This is a genomic window from Thermosporothrix sp. COM3 (assembly GCF_059696735.1).
Window position 1 is genome coordinate 7,004,573 of the sequence record NZ_AP019376.1, and the last position, 24,727, is coordinate 7,029,299.

Here is a 24,727-nt window from a genome sequence, read left to right on the forward strand (position 1 = left end):
CTACTTTTACGCCAGTTTGCCGTTACAGTTTGATGCCATTCATATTGATGAAACACATGCGGTGGAGCCATTGGACAAGACGGAAGTATGGGTGAACGGCGAGGTTCCGGAGACCTATCCTTCCAGCGTCTGAGCTTTCGATCTTTCCCCGGTGTCGTGATGGCGACTTACGACACCAGGGGAAGGGTAGAAGACTCTCCGCCTGCCTCTTTTCGCGCTGTCCGATAGCGAATGTAGTCAGTAAGCAGCACCTGCGCATGGGGATCGAGCAACGGGCGCAATTCATGCTCATCCATCCAGCAGGGCTGTCCCTCAACATTGTTGCGTAATGTCCCGTTTACGATTCTGCCTGCGAATACAAAGCTGATATTGCTTATCGTTGTCCAGCTTGTTGCCGTTTTGGTATAAAAGTTGACCAGCCCGGTGGTCTGGATCTCAAGCCCAGTCTCTTCGCGCCCCTCGCGCTCGGCTGCCTGGGGCGGCGTTTCCTTCCACTTCATAAAGCCGCCAGGAAATACCACGCGATTGCCGGGAAGTTTGACGACCAGATAGCGGTTTTTTTCTTCCACGATAACGCAGGCGCTCCCGAAGGGCGGGAGATTTCCTCCCATCAGCTTATTGAGGAGGTTGAAACAGATAGCGGCAACTCTTTTAAGGTAATCGTACATGACCGACATGATTTGATCCTGACTTTCTTTTGTGTGCTTGATCCGCTTTTCTCTGAATCAGCGTATAGATGGCGATGTTCTTGCTGTAATACTACCAGTTTTCTGTCTCTAATAGTTGTATGTTTTGTCGCAGTTTTGTCGCAATGCAGGCGCGATCTTCAACTATGCCTGTGCTTGAAAGGGGTCGCTCTCAGGACACCATTCATGATACAATAGCAGGCACCTGACAACATGGATCTCAATGCATCTGAGCCGACAAGCAAGAACATGCAACAGAGGAGAAAGAGTAGGATAATTGGCTCCTATGTAAGAAAAACAGGGCAGGGTACGTATTTTTCTGTAGATGTTGTATGGTCCAGTTGCATCATCCGGTTTCCTCGGCATATGGCTAGAACCTGTTTTCCCGAATCCCTTGCTGCAGGTTGTCTCTCATGACAAAGCATAGAAAAGGCTTTATAATATCCGGGAGGCAGGGCGGGGATCTACTCTGACATACTGAGTTCAACAGGTGCGAATGCCTATTTTGCGAGTGCTGAGGGAATTATGCGTGTTTCCTGAAAGGTTTCAGGTACACTACCGGTTTGAGATGTGAGTCTCGTGTGTTTGGTGTGAAGGGTGAGCTGTATTTTCTCTTTATTCAGGCTCTAGACGGACTTATCTTTCAGGAGAAGAGAGGATCTTTCAGGCAGTTCCCGTATCTGTATACAAAGCAGAGGCCAGAGTGAACAGCGGTTTTTCTGATGGAGGAACCTCATCTTGCACTCATTCTGAATCGAAGGACTGGAGGAGATTATATTTGTATGTCTCAGACAATGAAGAACAATAATGCTTCTGATAAACGGGGCCGTCCTGGACAGCGCCAACAAGAGCGAATGATGCGCCGTGAGCGCCGTCGCCGTCGTATCCGAAACTGGACGATCTCCATTCTGGCTGTTGTGCTGGTTCTGGCTGGTGTCACCGCGATTCTTTTGTATCAGCGTCAGGTGGCCGAGCAGGAGGCGGCAGCGAATCGGATCAAAGATCAGCACGCGACCGCGACCGCGAACGTTGAGGCGACCGCAACCAATGTAGCGGCAACCGCAGCGGCAAACGCTGAAGCGACGATGATCGCGCAGGGTATGCAGACAGTGACTTCTGGTTCCCCCACTCCTTCGGCTGGACCTGCAACCCCGCCGCCCACGAATTTGACACCGGTAAAGACGCAGAGCGGTTTGCAGTATATTGATCTCAAAGTTGGCTCCGGGCCCGAAGCAAAAGCAGGCAGTACCGTCTATGTACAGTATACTGGCTGGTTACAGAGCGACGGCAAGAAGTTCGACAGTAGCTATGATCGCGGCGGGCAGGCGTTTAAGCTAGAAAATCTGGGCAATGCACAGGTGATCAAGGGCTGGAATGAAGGGCTTCAGGGAATGAAGGTCGGTGGCACGCGCCGCCTGATTATCCCGGCGGATCTGGGGTATGGCCCGAACGGTGATAGTACCGGAACCATTCCACCCAACGCGACACTGATCTTTGATGTCACGCTGGTTGCTGTCAAATAAACTGGCAGAGGAACAACGGCTTCGAGTCACAATTTGAGCTCGGAGCCTTTTCTTTTGGTGTGGCGAGTCGATTTAGAAAAAAAGAGTGAGGGGGCTTGACGAGTCGGAAGGAAATGTGTATACTTTCGTCAATTTGTGTATGCCTAGCAATTGTGTAGCGGAAAGGGTCTCTCCTGATGACAGTACGAATCTATCAGTTCTGTAGCGCTCATTGGCGGCGTTGGAGGTGGAGACTTTTTTCCTGGTATGATATTTTTTTCTTGCGGTTTTCCCCATCCCTCTTTTAGTGGATGTGGGAATTTTTTTTGTGTGTTTGTATTTCTGGATTTGTTGCAGATGCCCGTACAACAAGCAAGTGTGAGGTGAAATAATCCAATGGCGAAACAGATGACAGAGTCAGAGCGGCGTTCATATTTTCCGCGCTGGCGCTTGAAAAAAGAGGGTGTTGTGGCCCCGGACGAGAGACTACCGTGGGGACAGAACATCATGTTAGGAATCCAGCATGTCCTGGCAATGTTTGGATCGACGGTTGTCGCTCCTATCTTAATGGGCTTTGATCCCAATACCGCTATCTTCTTCTCCGGTATCGGAACCCTGATTTTCTTCCTTCTGGTTGGTGGGCGTGTGCCAAGCTACCTGGGGTCGAGCTTTGCCTTTATCGCGGTAGTCAACGTTGCAACACACTATATGGGCTCAGGCCCCAACCCGAATATTGGCGTAGCTCTGGGTGGTATTATCGTGACCGGAGCGATCTATGCGCTGGTTGGTCTGGTCGTCATGTTGCTTGGCTATAAATGGATTGATTTCTTGATGCCTCCTGTCGTGACTGGAGCGGTTGTGACTGCTATTGGTCTGAACCTGGCATCTTCGGCGATCTCTCAGGCCAGCAGCTCGGCATTTGATGGCTGGATTGCGGCGATCACTGTGCTGGCCGTCGCTGTTGTGGCGGTTTTCCTGCCAGGCTGGCTACGGCGTCTTCCAATCTTGATCGGTGGTATCATTGGCTATATTGCCTACGTAATCGGCAGTCTGATGGGCCTGGGACCCCAGATTGACTTCTCGAAGGTGGAACAGGCGGCCTGGATTGGCTTACCTCACTTTACGGCCCCATCCTTCTCGCCGAACGCGATTAGCCTGATTGCTCCGGTCGTGTTGATCCTGGTTGTTGAAAATGCGGGGCATATTAAGGCTGTTGCGGCCATGACCGGACAGAACATTGATAAATATATGGGCCGCGCATTCCTGGGCGATGGCCTTGCGACAATGATCGCAGGTGCCGGTGGTGGTACGGGTGTCACGACCTATTCCGAGAACATTGGTGCGATGGCCTTGAGCCGCATCTATTCAACCCTGCTCTTTGTGGTTGCTGCGGTGATGGCGCTGCTGTTGAGCTTCTGCCCGAAGTTCGGCGCGTTAATCCAGACAATGCCGCAGGGCGTGTTAGGTGGTCTCTCTATCGTGCTCTTTGGTCTAATCGCCGTCTCTGGTGGTCGTATCTGGATCGAAAACAACGTGGACTTCTCAAAGAGCCGTAACCTGATGACTGCCGGTGTAACGCTGATTATTGGCTCCGGTATGGTGGGGAACGCGGGTATCACCATCGGGAGTATCTCAATGGGTGGTATCGGTGTCGCGACGATTGTAGCGATTATTCTCTATCAGGTGTTGCGTGAGCGCGACTCGCAGCCGGATGAAGCTGTTGTGGCCGACTCCGCCGTTGGGAACGAGCCGCTGCCCGAGAAGAAAGAGCCTACGTCTTCGCGCGGACGATAACAAGAACGGTGGGGAACAGGTAGGGGCTGTGCCCTGAAAAGAATACGCTCCTGTTCCCCTTGCCGAGAAAAAGTCCTGTGGCTCTTGACTTTTCTCAAAACTATGAGTTATACTCTTAACAATTTGAGATCAATTTGTGACAGTAATTTCCCAACCAGTAGATACAAAGGCTTATATCATCATGCTCTTGAACGGTGTAACACAGGTAATCCAAATGAATAATCAGGACTGGTATTGTCCTTTCCATTTTCCGGAAAATCATCAGGATGGACCGATCGTTCAAGGGAAAAGTCTTTTTTCCTCGCTCCATTATTGGGGGTGAGGAATTTTTTTTGCCTTGAGGGTTTCCCGTGAGGTGTCGATAAAGAGACAAAAGGGAAAACGAAATTATCTTTGTGTTAATCCTTAAAAAGCTGTAAGACACGAAAATGATGACCTATCAACCTGTTGTTCCCTGTTTTATAGCAATGGTGCGATAGGGACGGTTGTTACAGGAGGTTCTAAGAATGCTGAGCGTCAAGCAAGCACGGCAGGATATTCTGCCAATTCACGGAAGTTTCGCGGGGAAGGATGTCGTCTCACTCGATCAGTTTGAGGCTCGGGATCTGCAAAAAATTTTTGCCCTGGTTCCCGAAATGAGGCGAATTGTTGAGCAAAGTAGGCCCTCGGATATTCTGGCGGGCCGGATTGTCTCCCTGCTCTTCTTCGAACCTTCCAGCCGCACCTTCGGATCATTCGCTACAGCAGTGAAGCGCCTGGGTGGACAAACGCTGGAAGTTCAGAACCCGGAAGCAGTCTCCTCCGTGAATAAAGGAGAAACGTTTGAGGACACGATTCGCGTCTTCGAGGCCTACTCAAATGCGATAGTGCTGCGTCATCCTCAGCCGGGAGCTGCACGTCAGGCGGCCCGGGTCGCCCAATTTGTGCCGGTAATCAACGCCGGTGATGGTAATAACGAGCATCCGACTCAGACCATCCTTGATCTCTATACCCTCTATGAGAAGTTTGGGCGTTTGGATAACCTCAATGGGTTGCTGGCTGGCGATCTCCTCAACAGTCGTACTTTGCATTCCCTTATTCGCGGGTTGTCCCTGTTCCCGAACAACACGGTGTATCTACTATCGCCTGAGAAGCTGCGTCTTTCCCGAGAGGACTATGCTGTCTTGCAATCACGCAATATCAGAATGATAGAGATTTTCAGCGAGAAGGATATTCCCGGAGACTGTCACTTCTGGTACTGGACACGCATTCAGAGGGAGCGTTTCGCATCGTTGGAAGAATATGACCAGGTGGTAACAAAGTCATTTATTGTAACGCCTGCGATGATGGAACGTTACGCAAATAAAGACATGATTCTGATGGACCCCCTTCCACGGGTCGGAACAATTGATCCTGCCGTGGATAGTGATGAGCGAGCCGTGTATTTGCGCTCACAAATTCGTAACGGCTTATACGCCCGCATGGCGCTACTAGCTCTCATTCTGGGACAAGCATAAAGGAAAGGATCAGTGTACGGCGATGCACAATACTATGGAGGACACTTTGCTACAGGATGTTTCTAAGAGTCTAGCTGAGCAGAAGAAGCAGTTGCCCAGAAAGGGCGCGCTGGTGCTGGAAGATGGAACACGGTTTGAGGGGATCTCATTCGGACACCCTGAATCGATTGCAGGTGAAGTGGTGTTTTGCACTGGTATGGTCGGGTATCCCGAGGCCATGACGGATGCCTCTTATACCGGGCAGATCCTGACAATGACGTATCCCATTATGGGAAACTATGGCGTGCCAGAACCTTCTCTCTGGGAGGATGAGCGGATCCGGGTCTCCGGTCTGATTGTCTCGAACTATATTGATACGCCCTCTCACGCACAGAGCACGATGAGCCTGGGTACATGGTTACAGCGCGAAGGCATCCCGGGCCTGGAAATCAAAGATACGCGCCGCCTCACACAGCATATTCGTGAACATGGAACAATGCTCGGTAAAATTCTCATCAATGATGAAGATGTTCCATTCTATGACCCCAACAGTGAAAATTTAGTGGCGCGCGTTTCTACAAAAGAAGTAATGAAAGCCGGTTCCGGTGATACAACAATTGTGCTGATTGATTGCGGCGCGAAACGCAACATTGAGCGAAGCCTGCTCAAGCGCAATGTCCAGGTGGTTACAGTGCCCTGGGACTTCGATTTCCTCGACCCTGCCAATCGCTTTGACTTTGATGGCATCCTGGTCTCGAATGGTCCTGGAGATCCGAAATACGCTGATAAGACGATCAGGATTCTTCAGAAGGCGCTGGCAAGCAAGATCCCGACAATGGGTATCTGCCTGGGACATCAGTTGCTTGCGCTGGCGGCTGGCGGGGATACCTATAAGCTCAAGTTCGGGCATCGCAGTCAGAATCAGCCCTGCATTGAAAGCAATACAAAGCGCTGCTATATCACGACACAGAATCACGGGTTTGCCGTTGGCACCATTCCCGAGGGCTTCACTGCCTGGTTTACCAATGCAAATGATGGTAGCAATGAGGGGCTGAAACATGAGGAACTGCCGTTCCTGTCCGTGCAGTTCCATCCCGAAGCAACTCCGGGTCCCGAGGATGCAGAATGGCTGTTCGACCACTTCCTGAAGGTGGTAAGAGAAGAAAAGAGCAAGAAGGGGGCATAGGCCGAAGGTGAAAACGAATCTACGCAAGGTGTTGGTACTGGGGGCAGGAGCCCTGAAAATTGGTCAGGCGGGCGAGTTCGACTACTCTGGCTCTCAGGCGCTAAAAGCATTACAAGAAGAAGGCATTTCCACTGTTCTTATCAATCCTAATATCGCCACGATTCAGACATCAAAAGAGCTGGCCGACGAAGTGTACTTCCTGCCAGTGACGCCGTTCTTTGTTGAGAAGGTGATTGAGAAGGAGCGTCCAGACGGTATTCTGCTCTCCTTCGGTGGACAGACGGCTCTCAACTGTGGCATCGCCCTGCATAAGTCGGGCGTCCTGGAAAAGTACGGCGTCCGTATTCTGGGTACTCCGATCTCGGCGATTATCCTGACTGAGGATCGAGAAGAGTTTGCAACGCACCTGCGTAATATCCATATTCCGACCCCACAGAGCCGTACGGCTGAAACCCTTGAGGAAGCCCGGACGATCGCGAGTGAACTGGGCTACCCGCTGATGGTTCGCGCTGGCTATGCGCTTGGCGGCCAGGGATCGGGTATCGCTGCAAACGAAGAAGAGCTGACGAAGATTGTCAATGGCGCCCTGGCCTTTGCTCCACAGGTGCTGATCGAACAATATCTGCACCATTATAAAGAGGTAGAGTATGAGGTGGTGCGTGATGCCTACGACAACTGTATCACCGTCTGTAACATGGAGAACATGGACCCTCTGGGCATCCATACCGGTGAGTCGATTGTTGTCGCACCCAGTCAGACACTGACGAACTATGAATACCATATGTTGCGTACCGCTGCGATCACCATTGTGCGGAGTCTGGGTATTGTCGGTGAATGTAATGTGCAGTACGCGCTTGATCCAAAGACCTCCCGCTACTATGTGATTGAGGTGAATGCCCGTCTCTCGCGCAGTTCGGCGCTTGCCAGTAAAGCGACCGGTTATCCGCTGGCCTATGTGGCGGCAAAGCTTGCGCTTGGCTATAGCCTGACCGACCTCACCAATCGCGTAACGGGTGTCACACAGGCCTGCTTTGAACCAAGCCTGGATTACATTGTTGTGAAGATCCCGCGTTGGGACCTGGATAAATTCAAGGACGCGGATCAAACCATTGGCACCGGCATGAAGTCAGTCGGTGAGGTAATGGGCATCGGTCGTACCTTTGAAGAGGCCTATCAAAAGGCGATCCGCATGCTGGATCTCGATTTTGAGGGGGCGACCTCGGAGAAGGTCTTCAGAGGACACGAGCGAGACGCCGATGTGCTCGCGAAGTTTTTGTACACGCCAACACCCAAGCGGATGTTCGCGCTGCCTCTGGCGATGCGCAACCAATATTCGATTGAGCAGATCTATGACATCACGGGTATCGATCCCTGGTTCTTGCAGCGTATCCGGACCATCTTGCAGGCTGAGATAGAGCTACAGGAGACTAAGGATCTCTCGGCGGAGCGGCTGCGGAAGCTCAAACAACTGGGTATCTCCGATAAGCGGATTGGCGAGCTGACCGGCAAAACCGGGCTGGAAGTGCGGGCACTCCGAAAACAATACAATATTGTCCCGGCGATTCTACAGATCGATACGCTGGCCGGCGAGTTCCCATCCGAGACGAACTATCTCTATACCACCTATAACGCCGACCATACCGATATTCAGCCGCTCAACAAGGAGGGCGTGGTGATTGTTGGTTCCGGTCCCTACCGTATCGGGTCATCGGTTGAATTTGACTGGACAACGGTCAGCACCGTGCTGGCGTTGAAAAAGTATGGCAAGCGTTCGGTGGTGATTAACTGTAACCCTGAGACGGTCTCGACCGACTACGATACGTCCGATCGCCTCTACTTTGAAGAGCTGACCTTTGAGCGTCTTGCTGATATCTGCGATTTTGAGAACCCATACGGTGCCATCGTTTCGGTGGGTGGTCAGACGCCAAATAATCGCGTGAAATCGCTGAGTGCCTATGGTGTCCCCATTCTTGGCACCTCCGCCGAGAATATCGACCGCGCCGAAGATCGCTACAAGTTCTCGAACCTGCTGGATGTCCTGCATATTCGCCAGCCCGAATGGGCAAGCGTGACCAGCTTCGAGGATGTGCGCTGGTTCGCAGAGCGTGTCGGCTATCCGGTGCTGGTGCGCCCGTCGTATGTGCTATCGGGAAGCGCAATGAACGTCTGTTACAATGAAGAACAGCTCAAACGCTATATTAATGAAGCGGTAGCTGTCTCGCCCGAGTATCCGGTGACGGTCTCGAAGTTCTTCCAGAAGGTCAAAGAGATCGAGTTGGATGCCGTGGCCCAGCGAGGACGAGTCAAAGCCTTCGTTATCTCTGAACATATCGAAAACGCGGGCGTGCACTCCGGTGACGCAACCATTGTCCTGCCGCCACAGACGATTAATGAAGAGACACGTGTGCGTATTGAAGAGGTCGGGCGCGCCATCGCGGAAGCGCTGGAGATCACCGGACCGTTCAATATCCAGTTTCTGGCAAAAGATAATCAGGTCTATGTGATCGAGACAAACCTGCGTGCCTCGCGAACCTTCCCCTTTATCTCGAAGGTGATGGGCGTGAACATGATCGAGCTGTTCGTGGATGCGCTTTTCAATGAAGAAATCCCTGCGGTGCGCATGCCAGACCCGACCTTTACCGCTGTGAAGGCGCCTCAGTTCTCCTTCGCGCGCTTGAAGGGCGCCGATCCAATTCTGCGTGTTGAGATGTCATCCACGGGCGAGGTGGCCTGCTTCGGTGAAGATATCGAGGAAGCCTATCTCAAGGCTATTATCGCGACGGGTAACCATATTCCGCAGAAAGGTGTGTTTATCAGTCTCGGCGGAGAAGATAAAAAGCTTCGCTTCCTTGAGAGCGCCCGTTTGCTGGCGCAGCTTGGCCTCCCGCTCTATGCGACAGAGAACACTGCCAACTTCCTGCGCGAGCACGGTGTTGAGACGACCATGCTCTACAAGCTGCATGAACAGAAGGAGCCAAACTTCCTGACGTACTTCAGGGAAGGCAAGGTTGATCTGGCTATCAATATTGTTGATCGCAATATACTCAAGGAAGTGGACGACGATTACGCGATGCGCCGTCACGCGATTGACCATAACATTCCGCTGTTCACGAAAGTGAAGCAGGCGCGTCTGTTCGTAAAGGCGATCACCGAGAAGGATTTGCAGACCATTCCTATCAAATCCTGGAACGAGTACACAAACGCGAAGTAGTGCCATTTCATTCGGGGAGGAGGGCTACCCCTCCTCCTCTGTCATGAGTAAAAGCAAGGAGCAGTAGCATGTCAACGCAGCCCACAACTGTACAAAAGAGAGAGACCGACGTTCTGATCATTGGCTCTGGTGGAGCCGGTCTGCGTGCGGCGATTGAAGCGACGACGCGCGGCGCGAATGTGCTGATTATCGCGAAAGAGGAGCTGAGAGAGGCCCATACCGGCTGGGCAATGGGCGGTATTAATGTTGCGATCAAGGAACCAGCAACCCCACAGCAGCACTTTGAAGACACGATTAACGGCGGCTGGCGTATCAATAATTTCAAGCTGGCAAAGATCTTTGCTGAAGAGATGCCCGACCGTATCCACGATCTGGAACGCTACGGCGTCCTTTTTGACCGTCTGCCCGATGGCACTTATTTTACCTGGGCCAGTGGGAAGCAGTCGGCACCTTTGAACCTGTGTGCTGGAGACTATACCGGACGTGAGATGATGCGCGGTCTCTTGCTGGAAGTCAAGCGCCTGGGGGTCCCTTATCTGGAGCATACCTATGCAACGCGTCTCTTCAAGCAGGGTGATCGCGTGGTCGGTGCGTTCCTGATGAATAGCCTGACCGGAGAGCAAACTGTTGTGCGGGCAAAGGCGGTCATTGTTGCGACTGGTGGAGGCGGCGCTATGTATCGCGTGAACACCAATGCTCCGAGCAACACCGGCGAGGGTTACGCCTGGGGCCTGGACATGGGTGCGGAGATGGTTGATATGGAGCTGGTGCAGTTCCACCCGACCGGCATGGCCTGGCCTCCTGAGAAACGCGGCACGCTGGTGACGGAAAAGGTGCGCGGCAATGGCGGCATTCTGAAGAACAAGCATGGTGAGCGCTTCATGGCCCGCTATCAGCCACAGCGTATGGAACTGGCTGGCCGTGACGAGGTTTCACGCGCAATCTATCAGGAGATCCAGGAAGGGCGCGGTACCGAGCATAACGCGGTCTATCTGGACGTTACTCACTGGGAAGAGGGCAAGGTTGAGAAACTGATTCCTGATGTGTTTGCGGCACATATGGAAGTCGGGATTGATATTCGCAAGCAGATGATGGAAATCTCGCCCTCGATGCACCATATGATGGGTGGCTTCGTCATTACCGAATGGGGTGAGACCAATGTTGAGGGACTCTATGCGGTCGGTGAGGTTTCCTGTAGCGTGCACGGCGCGAATCGTCTTGGCGGCAACTCTATCGCGGAAGGACAAGTCTTCGGGCGGCGTGCTGGTATTCGCACTTCCGAGTATGTGAAGGGCGTCTCGATGCCGGAGATCAGCGAGCAACTCATCAATGCAGAACTGCAACGCATTCACTCCTACTTGCAGCGCGAGCAAGGGCCGAAGCCTGCTGAGGTACTGTCGAAGATCAAAGATACCATGTGGAACTATGTCGGGATTATCCGCACGGAGGAGGGCCTGCTGAAGGGACAGGAAGAGATCAAGAAGCTGCAACAAGAGGCGCAGCAGATCAAGGCGACCAACACGCAGGAGCTTCAGGCCAGTCTGGAAATTCGCGATATGTTGGAGACGGCAGATGCAATTGTCACCTCGGCTCTGGTCAGAAAAGAGAGCCGTGGAGCCCACTTCCGCGCCGACTATCCTCAGATGAGCGAGGAATGGGAGAAGAACATTCGTGTCTTCCGCGGTGAAGATGGCAAGCTGGTTACCAGGGTTGTGCCTGTGACGAAGTAAGTGTGTTGTGTATCAATCGCCCTGCTGGATGGAGAGTCTCTATCCACAGGGCGGAGTATCGAAAGGAGCGAAATGGCGTCAGCGCTTATCGGTTCAATTGTCCTGACGGATCGCGTCATTGAGGGGACGCTGCGGCTTGCAGAGGGAAAAATTGTTGCTATTGAAGAGGGTTTCCCCAAAGACGGTACCGAGGTGATCGATGTTCGGGGAAAAGGGAAATATATCTTACCCGGGCTGATTGAGGTGCACGGGCATTTTCGTGAGCCCGGTCTTGAGTATAAGGAAGATATTCCGCATGGGACGCGGGCGGCGGTTGCTGGTGGCTATACTACGGTGTTTGATATGCCGAATGTGCGCCCACCAACCACGACGGTAGAACGCGTCAAAGATCAGATTAAGCGCTACACCGGGCGCTCCTACACCGATTTTACCATTAATATGGGCACCGCAGTCGAGGATATCGATGAGCTGCGGAAGATCGATAAAGACCTGATTACCGGGGTGAAGATCTTCACCGCGGGGCACGCCACCACGCCGACAACTATTCCGCATCTGAGCGATATCACGCGGATCTTTGAGATCCTGGGCGAGCGTCAGATTATGGCGCTGCTACACGCAGAAAATCAGGAGCTGGTCAACTATTTTACGCATAAGTATCGCGATGAATATGGACGAACCGATCCTGCCGTATGGAGCGAGGCCCGAAATCTCGCGGTTGTGCTCACTTCGGCGCTGGAAATGATCTCGCTGGCGAAGCTCAACCATGTCAAACTCTATCTGTTGCACCTTTCCACGACAGAGGAGTTTGAGGCGGTTGCGTTCGGACGACGTATCGGCGTTGATGTCTATGGTGAAATCGCTTCCTACCAGCTTGCCTTTAATACCAGCGACTACGAGAAGTATGGCAACTTTATCAATGTGGCGCCGGCATTGCGCTCACCTGAGGAGCAGCGGAAGCTCTGGCAACTTTTGCGTAACGGGCAGATTGACGCCGTGATCTCCGAACACACACCGCACTCTCTTGAAGAGAAGCAGAAGGCAAACGTCTGGGAGACAGCTTCGGGCATGCCGGGCATTCAGGAGACGTTGCCTGTACTGGTGACAAACTGGATCAAACAGTTCGGCCATGAGACATTGGAAGAAGGGCTTGTACGCATCGCGCAGGTGACGTCACGCAATATCGCTCGTATCTTCGGGTTTGGCCAGAAAGGCGGGCTTGAGGTCGGGAAAGATGCCGATGTCACAGTGATCGATACCGAGCAGGTTTGGGAAGTCAAAAAAGAGGATCTCTTTACCAAGAATCGCTGGTCTGCCTATGAGGGAATGCAGCTTGTTGGACGTCCCATCATGACCCTCTTACGCGGCAATATTGTCTATCAACAAGGTGAGGTGATTGGCGAGGCACGCGGTCAGCGTATCCGCCGCGAGAATCAGCAATAGGAAGGGATGATATGACAGAGATAATGCACCTGTTTGAGCAGGTTGGCGCGATTGTGATGGGTAGTCATTTTGTCTATAGCTCCGGGCGGCATAGCTCGGTATATGTCAATAAAGATGCTCTCTATGTCCATCCCACGATCATCTCTTCGTTGTGTCGTCTGATGGCGGAACAGTACGAGCCGGAGACCGTTGATGTTGTGGTGGCTCCTGTGCTTGGTGGGATTGTTCTTTCGCAATGGACTGCCTATTATTTGACACAGCTTCGCAAGCAGGGTGAGACGCTTGCTGTCTTCGCCGAAAAGGGGGCTGATGGTGTCGATAAGCAGTTCTTCTTCAGTCGGGGCTATGACAAATATATCGCAGGAAAAAATGTTGTGGTGGTCGAAGATATTCTCACAACAGGCAACTCCGCGAAGCAGACCATTGAGCTGGTGCGCAGGCACAACGGACATATCATCGGGTTGAGCGCGCTCTGCAACCGGGGCGGCGTGACTCCCGAAGCGGTTGGCGGTGTTCCGATACATGCGTTGATCGAACTGCCACTTGAGACCTACACGGAGGAGGCCTGCCCGTTCTGTCGGGATGGCGTGCCTGTGAATACGGAACTGGGAAAGGGTCGAGCGTTCCTGGCGAAACGAAAGGGGGCCTGACGTGGGGTTCGTCGAAAAGCTTCTGACGGCAGCGCGACACAATGACAGCCTGCTCTGCGTTGGTCTGGACCCCGAGCTTTCCCGGCTTCCTGCGCACCTGCAAGCGCTTCCACTTGACCGGGCAGTTACTCAGTTTTGTCGTGAGATCATCGAGGCAACGGCCCCCTATGTCTGCGCTTTCAAGCCGAATCTGGCCTTTTTTGAGCAGCTTGGCGTTGATGGGATGCGCGTGTTTCAGCAGGTTGTTAAGGCGGTTCCATCCGAGATACCAGTCATTGCAGATGCCAAGCGGGGTGATATCGGAAATACAGCAAAAGCATACGCAGTCAGTATCTTTGATGAGTTTGGGTGTGATGCGGTGACGGTTAACCCCTATCTGGGCTATGACAGCGTCGCTCCGTTTCTGGCCTATCGCGAGAAAGGTGTGATCCTGCTTTGCCGAACCTCCAATCCGGGCGCGCGCGACTTTCAGGATTTGCCGGTTCAGGGGCCTGATGGGCAGGTGCGTCCGCTGTACGAAGTGGTGGCACAGCGTATCCAGGCATGGAATGAGGCGGGAAACTGCGGCATGGTTGTCGGTGCAACCTATCCAGAAGAGTTGTGTCGTTTGCGTACCCTTTGCCCGGATCTGCCAATCCTGATCCCCGGTATCGGCGCACAGGGCGGCGATCTTGAGGCGGCAGTCAGGGCCGGAGTTGATGCCCGGGGAGAGAAGGCGATTATTTCGGCCTCACGCTCGGTGCTGTTTGCCGGGAGCGGTCCTGATTTTGCCCATGCCGCAACTCGCGAGGCACAACGCTTGCGTGATGCAATTAACAAGGCCCGGCGCCATCAGTAAACAAAGATAGGCAGGTGTTATCATGCACAATGATAGCACCTGCATTTTTCTCTAAGAGAGCTTGTCTTTCCCGTGATATTTCCAGGTACGATGGACGTTCTTTTCCATCTTGTCGATGTAGGCTTGCTGAAGATCAACTCCGGTATAGTTTGCCAGCTTGAAAATGTACGCCAGACAGTCCGCCAGCTCCTGTCCCAGGTCCTCGCGGTGGATCTTCAAGGCTTCATCCAGCGAGACAATCTCATCTTCATTGCGGGCAGGATCGGTCATTGAGTAGACGTTTTTCAATACCTGTGCGACCTCACCAACCTCGCCACTGAGAAGTGTGAGGTTCAGAAAGATGTCTGTATTAAAGTTGTTCTTTTTATCAAGCCAGCGATGAAATTCCTGGAAATCGTTGATTGTTCGCATCTTGTTGGGGAAAACGGTTTTCTCTTCGTCAGCCATAGCAAGATTGTCCTTCTAGTGCAAGAATTGCTCCTGTAGAGGCTCTACAAGCTCTGTAACAAGGCGCTTCACAGTCCCTGTAACGAAAGGAGGACGCAGACTGAGGATCAGATGTGTCGCGCCAGAATCGATATAACGGGCGAGTAATTCGCGTTCTGCTTTTAGATTATCCAGATTAATAATGTCCTGAACGGAGCGCTCAATTGTTGCTGTATCGCGTCCGATGGCGGTACAGTGACGATCCAGCACGCTACTCTTGTGCCGAAAATCCTCCGGAGTGCCGCTGATATAGTTCCACATATCCGCATGCCGTGCGACCACACGCAAGGTGAGTTTCTCACCGCTGCCGCCGATCATAATCGGGGGATGCGGCTTTTGCAGCGGTTTGGGCTCGCAGTAGGCCTCTTTTAACTGATAATAGGTTCCCTGAAAATTGGGTGCTTTCTCGGTCCACATCCGTTTGATGAGCTCACAGGCCTCATCAAGGCGGCGGATGCGCTCAGCGGTAGTGTAGAAGGGCAGGTCATAGGCGATATGCTCACGTTCATACCAGCCAGCACCCAGACCAAAATCAAACCGACCGTGAGTAATGACATCCAATGTCGCCGCCATCTTGGCAAGGACTGCCGGGTTGCGATAGGTATTGCTCATGACCATAATCCCCAGACGTAGACGCGATGTGCGAGCTCCCAGGGCTGTTAACACGGTCCAGCTTTCCAGGCTCGGGGCATCCAGATGGTGTTCATCCATTGAGATGAAGTGATCGTTGATCCAGGCATGTTCGATTGCAGGATACTCTTCAGCTTCAAGCCAGGTATCAAGGATCGCCTCAAAACCGGTATCCTGGGGAGAGGTTTTGATACCAAAACGGAGTGGTTTCTCGGTTTGCATGGGCTGCCCTTTCACAAATTTTCTTATAGCATAACTATATCATCTTTTCGGAAGGGAAGGCCAGTGGGAAGAGAACGCAGGCAGGAAGGGCGGTGAGCGCTCACCGCCCCGCAAGGGATGGAATACTTCTTCGAGATTAGATGCGCTCCAGTGGCTCAAAGCCGAGGGTGCGAAGCACGTTGTTCATAGTTTGGACAGTTGTCTTGACCAACAGCGTACGGAAGGCCTTTACTCGCTCATCCGTCTCTTTGACGATTGGTGGAGTATGCTCATAGAAATCGCTGAAGTGGGAGGCCAGATCGAACGCATAGGAGGCCAGTGCAGGTGGCGAGAGCTGCTCTGTTGCCTCTGCCAGTTTGCGCGGATAGGCGTCAATATGGCGTAACAGTTCCCATTCGCTCTGCTCAAGCGTCTCCGGGAGTGCCTCAAGTCGTGTAGGAAGCTCATATCCCGATTCTTGCAGGCGACGCAAAATGCTGTTTGCGCGAGCATAGGCATATTGCAGATAGACGCCTGTATCGCCGTTCGGGCGCAAAACCTCGTCCATATCAAGCGCGATGATCTGCTGAAGGTTGAAGCGGATCATAAAGTAGCGAATAGCTGAAGCTGCCAGAGCAGCAGCCGTATGGTCATCGATATCTGGCTTGTTATCCCGCTTGCGTGCCTCGTGCATGCGCTTGACAGCCTCGTTCATGAGATCGTCTGCCTTGATCTCAATGCCTTTGCGTCCTGACATCGCGTAGAACTCGCGACCATCAGAAGTATCAATGCCCAGACTCTCGGCGGTTGAGGCGGAGAGGGTGACGACCTCGTAAGCAAGGTGGCGTGAGTTCTCGGCCTGCTCGGTATAGCCGAGGCGGCGCAGGCTCTCATAGACCACCTGTTGCGGGTAGGACTGGCGCACGTCAATAACGTTGATGACGCGTTTTGCATGTCCGAAGCGCTGTGGGTCTGCCTCTTCGTCTGTGGAGACGACATCCTTTGGTGTGCGCATTGTCCAGAGGATGCGCCCGTCATGTTGCGTGCCCCATTTGATAAAGTGGAAATGGACATTAAACTCATCGGAGTCGGTGATACCGAACTTCCAGAGCTGGTTTGCGATATCCTTCGCGGTATAGGTTGCGGTGCCGTCACTCTTGACAAGGATTTTATCGCTCATGCGCTCATTGTCTTGCTCTTTTTTCTCCTCGTCGCCAAACGGGAGAATCCAGCAGCCGGCAGCCGGTCCGGTCTCGGGGTGTTCAAGTAAGTTGCGTGTGCGGAGGACATCAAACGTGTGTTTCCAGAGATGGGCCTGAAGGATAGCGGACTCCCAGGTCAGGAGGTCATAGGAGATATTCAGGCGCGCCATTGTCTTCAGATGGGCCTGAACGATTCGATGGGAGAGGTCAGAGGCGATTGCGACATAATCGGGTTCTCCCTCAAGCTCCTCTCCATGCTCAATTGCGTGCAGTACCTTTGAGCGTAGTTCAAGCGCGTTCTTGCCCTCTTCCGATTCCTTTTCACTGTAAAGCTTATTGACCGCTACATAGACGCGTGAGCAATAGTAGTCATAAGTCTCGCCGGGAAGCGGGTCATTACCCTCAGCAAGTTGCAGCTTGCCCTGTTGGAGAAGGAGCAGACCAACAACGACATCGGCGACCTGGACACCTGAGTCGTCAATGTAATTCTCTGCCTCGACATGATACCCCTGAGAGCGGAGCATACGTACCACAGTATCGCCGATACAGGAATTGCGCAGGTGGCCGACGTGGGCTGCTTTATTGGTATTGATCGCGGTATGTTCTACCACAACCTTTGTACCAATGCCAACTTCAGACTGACCGAAGTCCGGACCATCCTCAAGAACAGTTTCGATGATTACCTGACCGACAGCAGGGCGGTTAAGACGGAAGTTCACATAGCCGGGTTTGGTTGCCGTGATCTCCTGAACAATGGGGTCGTTCAGCCCTTTGAGGGCCTCAACTAACCCTTCAGCAATCTGAAGCGGATTTCGTCCGAGTTTGAAGCGCATCCAGGGCATCACTGGCATCGAATAATCACCGAAGCTGGACTGTGCCGAAAAACGGAGATCGATTGGCAACTGTGCAGCATCACATTGGAGCTGCTCTTGCTCAATGTATTTGGCCGCAGCTTGTTTGACAAGCTGAGTAAGATGTGCAAGTAAATCTTGGTGCTGGGATTCTGGCAGGTGGTCTGCCTCATTGGAGACTGTCATTATGCATCCCTCTCTTCACAAACCAGTAGTTCCAATTACTATAGCTAGCTTTGTAAAAATGGTCAAGTGAGGTCATGAAATGGGCGACCGCCAGGAGAAAAGAGGTCCCGGGGGTCGCCCTTGCGTATAAGTGTTGATGTGCGATTGTCTTTGTTCCCGAAAGAATTACGCGTCCAGTGTGCTGGTATCTCCCACAGGCTCACCCAGTTCTTGAGCACGCAGAACACGACGCATAATCTTTCCTGAGCGGGTCTTTGGCAGTGTCGGGCGGAACTCCAGCTCGTCCGGTGTCGCCAGCGGGCCGACAGTTGAGCGCACGTGCTGCTTGAGTTCATTGGCGAGCGCGTCATTGGCCTCAAAGCCCTCTTTCACCGTAACGAAGACTTTGACGTGTTCGCCCTTGAGTGGATCGGGCTTGCCGATAGCTGCGGCCTCTGCTACTGCTGGATGGCTGACAAGGCAGGACTCGATTTCCATTGAACCGAGGCGATGGCCGCTGACTTTGATAACATCGTCAACGCGGCCCTGTACGCGGAAGTAGCCGTCTTTGTCGCGTGTGGCAGCGTCACCAGCGAAGTAGACGCCGGGGATTGTATCCCAGTAGGTCTCATAGCGGGCTGGATCTCGATAGATGGTGCGCATCTGCGCGGGCCACGGATGCCGAATGATCAGGAAGCCACCCTTTGTGGCATCAACCGGATTGCCGTTCTTATCAACAATATCTGCCTCAATGGTTGGCATGGGCTTTGTCGCGCTGCCGGGCTTCAACGGCAGAATGACCGTCGGGCTGATCAGGATCATGCCAGTCTCGGTCTGCCACCAGGTATCAACGATGGGCAGTTCGTTGTGTCCGATATTCTTCCGGTACCAGATCCAGGCCTCAGGGTTAATCGGCTCACCGACCGAGCCAAGCAGGCGCAGGCTGGAAAGATCGTGTTTCGCGGGCCACTCCTCACCGAAGCGCATCAGACCACGGATAGCGGTCGGAGATGAGTAGAAGATAGATACTTTGAACTTCTCGACGACGCTCCAGAAGCGGTCGGGATTGGGATAATAGGGGGTGCTCTCGAACAGAACGCTGGTCGCGCCGTTCATCAGCGGGCCATAGACAATGTAGCTGTGGCCTGTCACCCAGCCGATATCTGCCGTGCACCAGTAGACATCCTCCGGCTTGATATCGAACACAAAGCGGGTGGTCATATAGAGACCAACGGCATGCCCGCCATGCACGTGAACAACCCCCTTTGGTTTGCCTGTGCTGCCGCTGGTATAGAGGATATAAAGCAGATCTTCGCTGTCCATTGGCTCACAGGGGACAACAGTATCTTCGGGAATGTCTGCCAGTAACTCATCAAGATAGATATCGCGTCCCGCTTGCATTGGCACATCATTACTCAGGCGTTTGACGACAACCACCTTTTCGATGGTGGGAGTATCTTCAAGCGCTTCGTCGGTGATCTCCTTGAGTTTGATGTGCTTACCACCGCGATAGTTCCCATCGGCAGTGATGACCACCTTTGCCCCGGCATCATTGATGCGCTCTCTTAGTGCACTTGCAGCAAAGCCCCCGAAGATGACGGTATGGACCGCCCCCAGGCGGGCAACGGCCAGGAGTGCAGCAACCTGTTCGGGGATCGCGGGCATATAAATCGCGACACGATCACCTTTTTTCACCCCCAGGTTTTGCAGACCCTTTGCCAGACGGTTCGTCAGCTTATACAGGTCTTCATAAGTCAGGGTGCGGGTTTCGCCATTGTCTCCTTCCCAGTAAAAGGCAACCTTCTGACGCACAGGAGTTTCCATATGCCGATCAAGGCAGTTGTAGACGATGTTGAACTGTCCACCGACGAACCAGCGGAAGAAGGGTTTGTTGGTCCATTCAAAGGTCTTTTCCCAGGGCTTAAACCAGTGCAGCTCTTTTGCCATGTCCTCCCAGAACTCAAAGCGGTTCTCAATCGACCACTTATGGAAGGCATCATAGTCTGTAAACCCTTTGGATTTCATATAGGCCATGATGTTAGCGTTTTCGACGAGCTCACTTTTGGGGGGAAATAGACGATCCTCATTTAAAATGGTGTCGGTGTTTTCAAAGTTGAGGTTGCTACTCATACGAAGTATTCCTCCTGGTTACAAGATAGGCTTTTGTGTGGAAGGGTATGCTATTGAGCCACTGGCAATACGGACAGACTCTTGCTCGCTATCGTCTATCCTCTGTAGTTTCCACATTATAGCATATAGGATCGTAGGGAGTATATAGGGAAAAGGGAGATGTCTGGACGTATAGACCAATAAGGCAAGGAATCAGGTGAGGCTGGCAGTGCATGAAAAAGGGTATGTGGAAGAAACATCCCTTTCAAGGATGAGCTTGACTCGAAAGTGCAATCAGTGCTTGCAGAGAGCAGGTTTCAGGTGTTAGACTGAAAACAGATACTACGTGTTTTGTTTTCACAGTGAGGTGATAACATGCAGGATATTTATCTGCTTGCAGGAGCGCGAACCCCTTCAGGCGTATTACTGGGATCACTGTCTCAGATCAGTGCAATAGATTTAAGCGTTATAGCCGCAAAGGAGGCGATCAAACGGAGCGGCGTCGAGCCCGGACAGATCGATCAGGTTGTTCTGGGGAACGTAATACAGACGAGCAAAGATGCGATTTATTTTGCTCGTCATGTTGCTTTAAAAGCTGGTTTACCTATAGAGGTTCCGGCGTTAACTGTCAATCGTCTCTGTGGCTCGGGGTTGCAGGCGATTGTCAGCGCTGCGCAGCTCCTACGTCTGGGTGAAGGAAAGCTGGCGCTTGCTGGCGGTGGGGAGAACATGACACAGGCCCCGCATGTCATCCGTGGAGCGCGGGCAGGGCTGAAACTTGGCATGTCGCCTCAACTGGAAGATAGCCTGTGGGAGGCGCTGGTTGACAGCTATATTGGCTGTGGCATGGCGATTACAGCGGAAAATCTGGCCGAGAAGTATGGCCTGACGCGTGAGCAAGTCGACGAATACGCGCTTCGCAGTCAGGTACAGGCGCGTAAAGCGCAGGAAGCAGGCTGGCTGGCAGAAGAGATCGTCCCCGTAACGGTGAAGGACCGCAAAGGGAAGCCGCAGGAGATCACGCAGGATGAGGGTATTCGAGATACCTCGATGGAGGCGTTAGCAAAGCTTCCGGCACGTTTCCGTGAGGGTGGGGTGGTCACCGCTGGAAATGCCAGCGGCATTAACGACGCGGCGGCCTGCGTGGTGCTGGCGACCGAGAGCGCGGTGCAGGAATATCAACTCAAACCGCTGGCGCGCCTGGTCTCCTGGGGCATAGTTGGTGTGCCGCCTGAAATCATGGGCATTGGTCCGGCTCCTGCCATTCGCCAGGCGTTGAAACGTGCTGATTTACATCTTGAAGATATGGACCGCGTTGAGGTCAATGAGGCCTTTGCCGCACAGTATCTTGCGGTGGAGAAAGGGCTTGGCCTGGATCGCAACAAAACAAATGTCAATGGCGGAGCCATTTCGATCGGACATCCGCTGGCTGCGAGTGGCGCACGTCTGGCCCTCACACTGATGCATGAGTTACGTCGGCAGAAGCTCAAGTATGGTGTGGCCTCGTTATGCATTGGAGGTGGTCAGGGGATTGCAGCCGTTTTTGAGAATGTGACCCGTTAAAGCATGAGCGATTGAAGCGTGAGGGGGGCAGAATATGCCTCTCTCATTTCTTTTTTGGGGAGGGAAGAGAGGTGGCTTGCGAGCGGATTTTCTGGTGCTTTTCTGCCCTTTTCAGCGTCTTGCATAGATATAGCAAGTTATGCTTGACTTTACAGATTACTCAAGGTACCATAAAAAACAAAGTAACACATGTTACTACGAACGTATCGATAGGGGTAAGATTCATGCGAGAGAGCGAGGCCCTGCGCTGGTTGCAGTTAACGTATAAGGTCCCGAGCGAGCCTTCTCAGAAGCGGGTGTGGGTATGGAGACGACTTCAAAGTTTGGGTGCGTATGCCCTGCAAAACTCAGTCTATCTGTTGCCTTTTTCGGATGAGGTTGAGAGGCACTTTCGTCAGCTTGCTCATGATATTCACGAAATGGGTGGAGAGGCAAGTATTTTTTCAGTGATCGCGCTAGATCCTCATGATGAACAGCGTATTCTCCAAACGCTACTGGAAACACGTAACAGTGAGTACAACACTATAGTCAACATCTGTGGGCAATGGCTGGCCCGAGTCGCGAAATTGACAGAAGAACAGCATTGTAGCGAGGCGTTGAAAGCTGAGCTGGCGGAGGTGTTGGAGAAGGCACATGTCTTGTTTCGAACGGCAAAACGACATGATTTGCTTGGATTGCTGACCGCGGCCCGACGGGCTGCGGCGGCTGAAGCACTGGCTGCATGTGAACAGATATTGCGTGTATTTCACGATAAGGACCACGGTAAGGTGCGCCGTTTACTGGAGTTACATGCGGAACTGATTCACCCGTTACTGGAAGGCGATGTTCCCGGAGTAACTGCTACCTTGCTTGGACCGGTGGAAACAAGCAAGCAGGGTGGCTCCCATGAACTGCATGATGATCATGTGGAATAGGTGCTCAAACCAGTATTTGTGGGGGACGAAAGGGGCTTCTCATTGCTTTTCACGGCTATGTCAGGTACAATCCTGAGTACAACTAAGCGCTGGCTGATTCGTATAAAGCAGTAAGAGCGAAAAAACGAGAGAGTGAAAACACTTCTCGGTGCTAAGGGGAAAGAAATATGAGACAGCACTATAGAAAGCCATCCAGTGGCGCAAAAGCAATTGCAATCGATCAACGTGAAATAACCAGGCGCTATCGGCTCATGTTGCTTTGGAGTGTTCTGGCGAGTGCCGGGACTTCCCTTAGTCTTTTCTTTCTACGGCTTCTTTTAGGCTTTTAAGAAAATACTTCTTCTCAGAAAAGGCACAATAACCCGGGCGTCCGTCAGAAGGACGCCCATTTGTATTTCTTGGTGTTTTGTTACTGGACGTAAGAGATGCTAATAAAGTAGAATAGCCGTAAGACATGTAGTGAGCTATTTCAAAAATGAATGTACGCAAGAGCAAGGTTGCGATGGAGAAAGAAAGCTGGATCGTGTTGTTGCATCGAGTGATACGCAGGGAGGGCCGGGTATGAACATCTCAGGAACCGGACCGAAGCAACCACTCTCTTCCCAACCATCACGTGATGCAGTGCCAAGACGGCTGATTGTGACAGTAAGCGTTGTTGCCTTCGCTATCAGTGATTGGTCGCTCTGGGTGCTGTTGCGTGAGGGGCCCTGGGGCCCGCCTATGCGGTTGGTTCTGGGGAATGAGGCTGTGCTTGATTCGGTCGAGCGTACGCTTGAAGCGCTATTGCTCTGGCCGCGAAGCGCTCCGCTGGTGCAGTTAAAAGCGGGTTGGCAAGAACAGAAGGTGCATGTATGGGGCAGCAATGAGCAAGGGGCTGCTGTCTCGCTGATTCATAGTATCCTGTTGCGAGCCAATCGCGATCAACTTCGCCCGAATCTGCATAAGCAGCCAATCCCAAGTTTGCATGTAGGTTGGGTGCCCGTCGAGGATGTAGAGGCGGGACGAAGAGAACTTGATCCCGATATGAAGCCGGTGCTCTCGGCTGCACTGCATACGTTGCGCTCATATATCGTTCGTGAGCCCGAACTGATTCTGCGTTACCTTGCCGACATGGGGAAGATGGGTACAATGGCAAAGGAAGAGGGAAGCTGGCGCACTGGCAAGCAAGTCAACGGGACGAATCGTGAAACGCTGCCGTTAAATGTAATCAAGGAGCCAGAAACAGGCGACGGCATTTTGACGCTCGCCGAGGCAAATTTGCTCTATCGGGCCTTCTTCCCGCCAGATGAACAGGTAGACCTTTCAAACCTCCGCCGGCGCTTTCTGGCAACGAATCGTCTGGAACCCGTTGATGAGGAACGTCATGTGCGAGGCCGAGAGATGGAGTGGCGGCGTGTCAGCCGGGCCTACCGTTATACAGGGGATACTGGTATTCCTGATAAAGTCTGAGAACAGGAAACTGTTTCCTGGAAAGGAGAGGTGTTATGGCAAAGGTGACAACAGGTTCGGGCGATACCGGCTATACCGGTTTATTGGGCAGCCAACGCGTCCCGAAATATGATCCTCGTCCCGATACTTTTGGGACGGTTGATGAGGCAACATCGGCGCTTGGTCTGGCACGAGCTGTGGCACAGGATCAGACGGTCAAGGATATTCTGTTTCGTGTTCAGCAAGAGCTGTATGTCTTGATGGGGGAACTGGCTACACCTCCTGAACACTATGAGACCCTGGGTCTGCGCATGACAAAAGAGCATGTGGCCCAACTGGAGCAGATAGAGGAGGAGTTAAAGAGCAAGGTTGAGATTCCCAATAAGTTCATTATTCCTGGCGACACTGTCGATGGCGCTGCCCTCGATCTCGCACGCACTATTATTCGGCGGGCTGAACGGATGGCGGTCAAGTTACTGCATGATGGAGTCATCCAGAACGGCGAAGTGGTACGTTATCTCAATCGCCTCTCCGATCTGATTTTTATTCTTGCCCGGTATATTGAGGTGACTTCCTCCCTCGCTCAGCGTCCAGAACGCTAAAAATGTGAACTACTTCACAGAAATTACGCGTTGTATTGCTGATAATTAGAGAGTGGAAGTTTAT

Annotated in this window: 19 protein-coding genes; 14 read left to right on the top strand and 5 right to left on the bottom strand. The window is 52.6% G+C overall.

Features of this window, described 5'->3' with window-relative positions; all coding sequences use genetic code 11:
- Window positions 1-167: 167 nt before the first annotated feature.
- On the bottom strand, window positions 168-677 hold the full coding sequence (locus KTH_RS29965; RefSeq protein WP_111322312.1) for an NUDIX hydrolase: 510 nt from the start codon (window positions 675-677) through the stop codon (window positions 168-170).
- A gap of 791 nt (window positions 678-1,468) precedes the next feature.
- On the opposite strand from KTH_RS29965, the gene KTH_RS29970 reads away from it, so the two are divergent.
- The 9 genes from KTH_RS29970 (at window position 1,469) to pyrF (ending at window position 14,512) form a co-directional block, all read left to right on the top strand.
- On the top strand, window positions 1,469-2,209 hold the full coding sequence (locus tag KTH_RS29970; RefSeq protein ID WP_211326143.1) for an FKBP-type peptidyl-prolyl cis-trans isomerase: 741 nt from the start codon (window positions 1,469-1,471) through the stop codon (window positions 2,207-2,209).
- 387 nt (window positions 2,210-2,596) lie between these two features.
- Entirely contained in the window at window positions 2,597-3,982 is a 1,386-nt protein-coding gene (locus tag KTH_RS29975; protein ID WP_111322655.1) for a solute carrier family 23 protein, read from the top strand.
- Between the two features lie 506 nt (window positions 3,983-4,488).
- Window positions 4,489-5,478, top strand: coding sequence for an aspartate carbamoyltransferase (gene pyrB, locus KTH_RS29980; protein WP_111322314.1), 990 nt, complete (start codon window positions 4,489-4,491; stop codon window positions 5,476-5,478).
- 22 nt (window positions 5,479-5,500) lie between these two features.
- Window positions 5,501-6,643: a glutamine-hydrolyzing carbamoyl-phosphate synthase small subunit gene (carA, locus tag KTH_RS29985; RefSeq protein WP_111322316.1), complete on the top strand. Its 1,143-nt coding sequence runs from the start codon at window positions 5,501-5,503 to the stop codon at window positions 6,641-6,643.
- 7 nt (window positions 6,644-6,650) lie between these two features.
- Window positions 6,651-9,854 carry a carbamoyl-phosphate synthase (glutamine-hydrolyzing) large subunit gene (carB, locus tag KTH_RS29990; protein ID WP_497622539.1) on the top strand — a complete coding sequence of 1,068 codons (3,204 nt, stop codon included), beginning with the start codon at window positions 6,651-6,653 and terminating at the stop codon, window positions 9,852-9,854.
- A 68-nt stretch (window positions 9,855-9,922) separates the two neighbouring features.
- Window positions 9,923-11,584, top strand: a complete 1,662-nt coding sequence (locus KTH_RS29995) for an L-aspartate oxidase (protein ID WP_497622541.1) — start codon at window positions 9,923-9,925, stop codon at window positions 11,582-11,584.
- A 72-nt stretch (window positions 11,585-11,656) separates the two neighbouring features.
- Window positions 11,657-13,024 carry a dihydroorotase gene (locus KTH_RS30000; protein ID WP_497622543.1) on the top strand — a complete coding sequence of 456 codons (1,368 nt, stop codon included), beginning with the start codon at window positions 11,657-11,659 and terminating at the stop codon, window positions 13,022-13,024.
- An 11-nt stretch (window positions 13,025-13,035) separates the two neighbouring features.
- Entirely contained in the window at window positions 13,036-13,674 is a 639-nt protein-coding gene (locus tag KTH_RS30005; RefSeq protein WP_111322325.1) for a phosphoribosyltransferase family protein, read from the top strand.
- Window position 13,675: 1 nt separating this feature from the next.
- On the top strand, window positions 13,676-14,512 hold the full coding sequence (pyrF, locus tag KTH_RS30010) for an orotidine-5'-phosphate decarboxylase (protein ID WP_111322327.1): 837 nt from the start codon (window positions 13,676-13,678) through the stop codon (window positions 14,510-14,512).
- Between the two features lie 51 nt (window positions 14,513-14,563).
- On the opposite strand, the gene KTH_RS30015 is transcribed toward pyrF, so the two are convergent.
- From KTH_RS30015 to acs, 4 genes are all read right to left on the bottom strand, one after another.
- Window positions 14,564-14,959: a MazG nucleotide pyrophosphohydrolase domain-containing protein gene (locus KTH_RS30015; RefSeq protein WP_111322329.1), complete on the bottom strand. Its 396-nt coding sequence runs from the start codon at window positions 14,957-14,959 to the stop codon at window positions 14,564-14,566.
- Window positions 14,960-14,974: 15 nt separating this feature from the next.
- Window positions 14,975-15,850, bottom strand: coding sequence for an LLM class F420-dependent oxidoreductase (locus KTH_RS30020; RefSeq protein WP_111322331.1), 876 nt, complete (start codon window positions 15,848-15,850; stop codon window positions 14,975-14,977).
- Between the two features lie 136 nt (window positions 15,851-15,986).
- Window positions 15,987-18,068: an arginine--tRNA ligase gene (locus KTH_RS30025; RefSeq protein ID WP_111322333.1), complete on the bottom strand. Its 2,082-nt coding sequence runs from the start codon at window positions 18,066-18,068 to the stop codon at window positions 15,987-15,989.
- A 165-nt stretch (window positions 18,069-18,233) separates the two neighbouring features.
- Entirely contained in the window at window positions 18,234-20,177 is a 1,944-nt protein-coding gene (gene acs / locus KTH_RS30030) for an acetate--CoA ligase (RefSeq protein ID WP_111322335.1), read from the bottom strand.
- A 354-nt stretch (window positions 20,178-20,531) separates the two neighbouring features.
- Between acs and KTH_RS30035 the strand changes: the two genes are divergently transcribed.
- From KTH_RS30035 to KTH_RS30055, 5 genes are all read left to right on the top strand, one after another.
- Window positions 20,532-21,719, top strand: a complete 1,188-nt coding sequence (locus KTH_RS30035) for an acetyl-CoA C-acetyltransferase (protein ID WP_111322337.1) — start codon at window positions 20,532-20,534, stop codon at window positions 21,717-21,719.
- Between the two features lie 224 nt (window positions 21,720-21,943).
- Entirely contained in the window at window positions 21,944-22,633 is a 690-nt protein-coding gene (locus KTH_RS30040) for a Chromate resistance protein ChrB (RefSeq protein ID WP_111322339.1), read from the top strand.
- Between the two features lie 167 nt (window positions 22,634-22,800).
- The gene (locus KTH_RS30045) at window positions 22,801-22,962 is read left to right on the top strand and encodes a hypothetical protein (protein WP_170142573.1); all 162 of its coding nucleotides are present in this window, start codon (window positions 22,801-22,803) and stop codon (window positions 22,960-22,962) included.
- A gap of 232 nt (window positions 22,963-23,194) precedes the next feature.
- The gene (locus KTH_RS30050; protein WP_111322341.1) at window positions 23,195-24,082 is read left to right on the top strand and encodes a hypothetical protein; all 888 of its coding nucleotides are present in this window, start codon (window positions 23,195-23,197) and stop codon (window positions 24,080-24,082) included.
- 35 nt (window positions 24,083-24,117) lie between these two features.
- Window positions 24,118-24,663, top strand: a complete 546-nt coding sequence (locus tag KTH_RS30055) for a cob(I)yrinic acid a,c-diamide adenosyltransferase (RefSeq protein WP_111322343.1) — start codon at window positions 24,118-24,120, stop codon at window positions 24,661-24,663.
- Window positions 24,664-24,727: the final 64 nt, after the last annotated feature.

What these genes read in the sequence shown, in the direction of transcription:
- KTH_RS29965 (WP_111322312.1), bottom strand. Translation starts at nt 677, where the DNA reads ATGTCGGTCATGTACGATTACCTTAAAAGAGTTGCCGCTATCTGTTTC.
- KTH_RS29970 (WP_211326143.1), top strand. Translation starts at nt 1,469, where the DNA reads ATGTCTCAGACAATGAAGAACAATAATGCTTCTGATAAACGGGGCCGT.
- KTH_RS29975 (WP_111322655.1), top strand. Translation starts at nt 2,597, where the DNA reads ATGACAGAGTCAGAGCGGCGTTCATATTTTCCGCGCTGGCGCTTGAAA.
- pyrB (WP_111322314.1), top strand. Translation starts at nt 4,489, where the DNA reads ATGCTGAGCGTCAAGCAAGCACGGCAGGATATTCTGCCAATTCACGGA.
- carA (WP_111322316.1), top strand. Translation starts at nt 5,501, where the DNA reads ATGCACAATACTATGGAGGACACTTTGCTACAGGATGTTTCTAAGAGT.
- KTH_RS29995 (WP_497622541.1), top strand. Translation starts at nt 9,923, where the DNA reads ATGTCAACGCAGCCCACAACTGTACAAAAGAGAGAGACCGACGTTCTG.
- KTH_RS30000 (WP_497622543.1), top strand. Translation starts at nt 11,657, where the DNA reads ATGGCGTCAGCGCTTATCGGTTCAATTGTCCTGACGGATCGCGTCATT.
- KTH_RS30005 (WP_111322325.1), top strand. Translation starts at nt 13,036, where the DNA reads ATGACAGAGATAATGCACCTGTTTGAGCAGGTTGGCGCGATTGTGATG.
- KTH_RS30015 (WP_111322329.1), bottom strand. Translation starts at nt 14,959, where the DNA reads ATGGCTGACGAAGAGAAAACCGTTTTCCCCAACAAGATGCGAACAATC.
- KTH_RS30020 (WP_111322331.1), bottom strand. Translation starts at nt 15,850, where the DNA reads ATGCAAACCGAGAAACCACTCCGTTTTGGTATCAAAACCTCTCCCCAG.
- KTH_RS30025 (WP_111322333.1), bottom strand. Translation starts at nt 18,068, where the DNA reads ATGACAGTCTCCAATGAGGCAGACCACCTGCCAGAATCCCAGCACCAA.
- acs (WP_111322335.1), bottom strand. Translation starts at nt 20,177, where the DNA reads ATGAGTAGCAACCTCAACTTTGAAAACACCGACACCATTTTAAATGAG.
- KTH_RS30035 (WP_111322337.1), top strand. Translation starts at nt 20,532, where the DNA reads ATGCAGGATATTTATCTGCTTGCAGGAGCGCGAACCCCTTCAGGCGTA.
- KTH_RS30040 (WP_111322339.1), top strand. Translation starts at nt 21,944, where the DNA reads ATGCGAGAGAGCGAGGCCCTGCGCTGGTTGCAGTTAACGTATAAGGTC.
- KTH_RS30045 (WP_170142573.1), top strand. Translation starts at nt 22,801, where the DNA reads ATGAGACAGCACTATAGAAAGCCATCCAGTGGCGCAAAAGCAATTGCA.
- KTH_RS30050 (WP_111322341.1), top strand. Translation starts at nt 23,195, where the DNA reads ATGAACATCTCAGGAACCGGACCGAAGCAACCACTCTCTTCCCAACCA.
- KTH_RS30055 (WP_111322343.1), top strand. Translation starts at nt 24,118, where the DNA reads ATGGCAAAGGTGACAACAGGTTCGGGCGATACCGGCTATACCGGTTTA.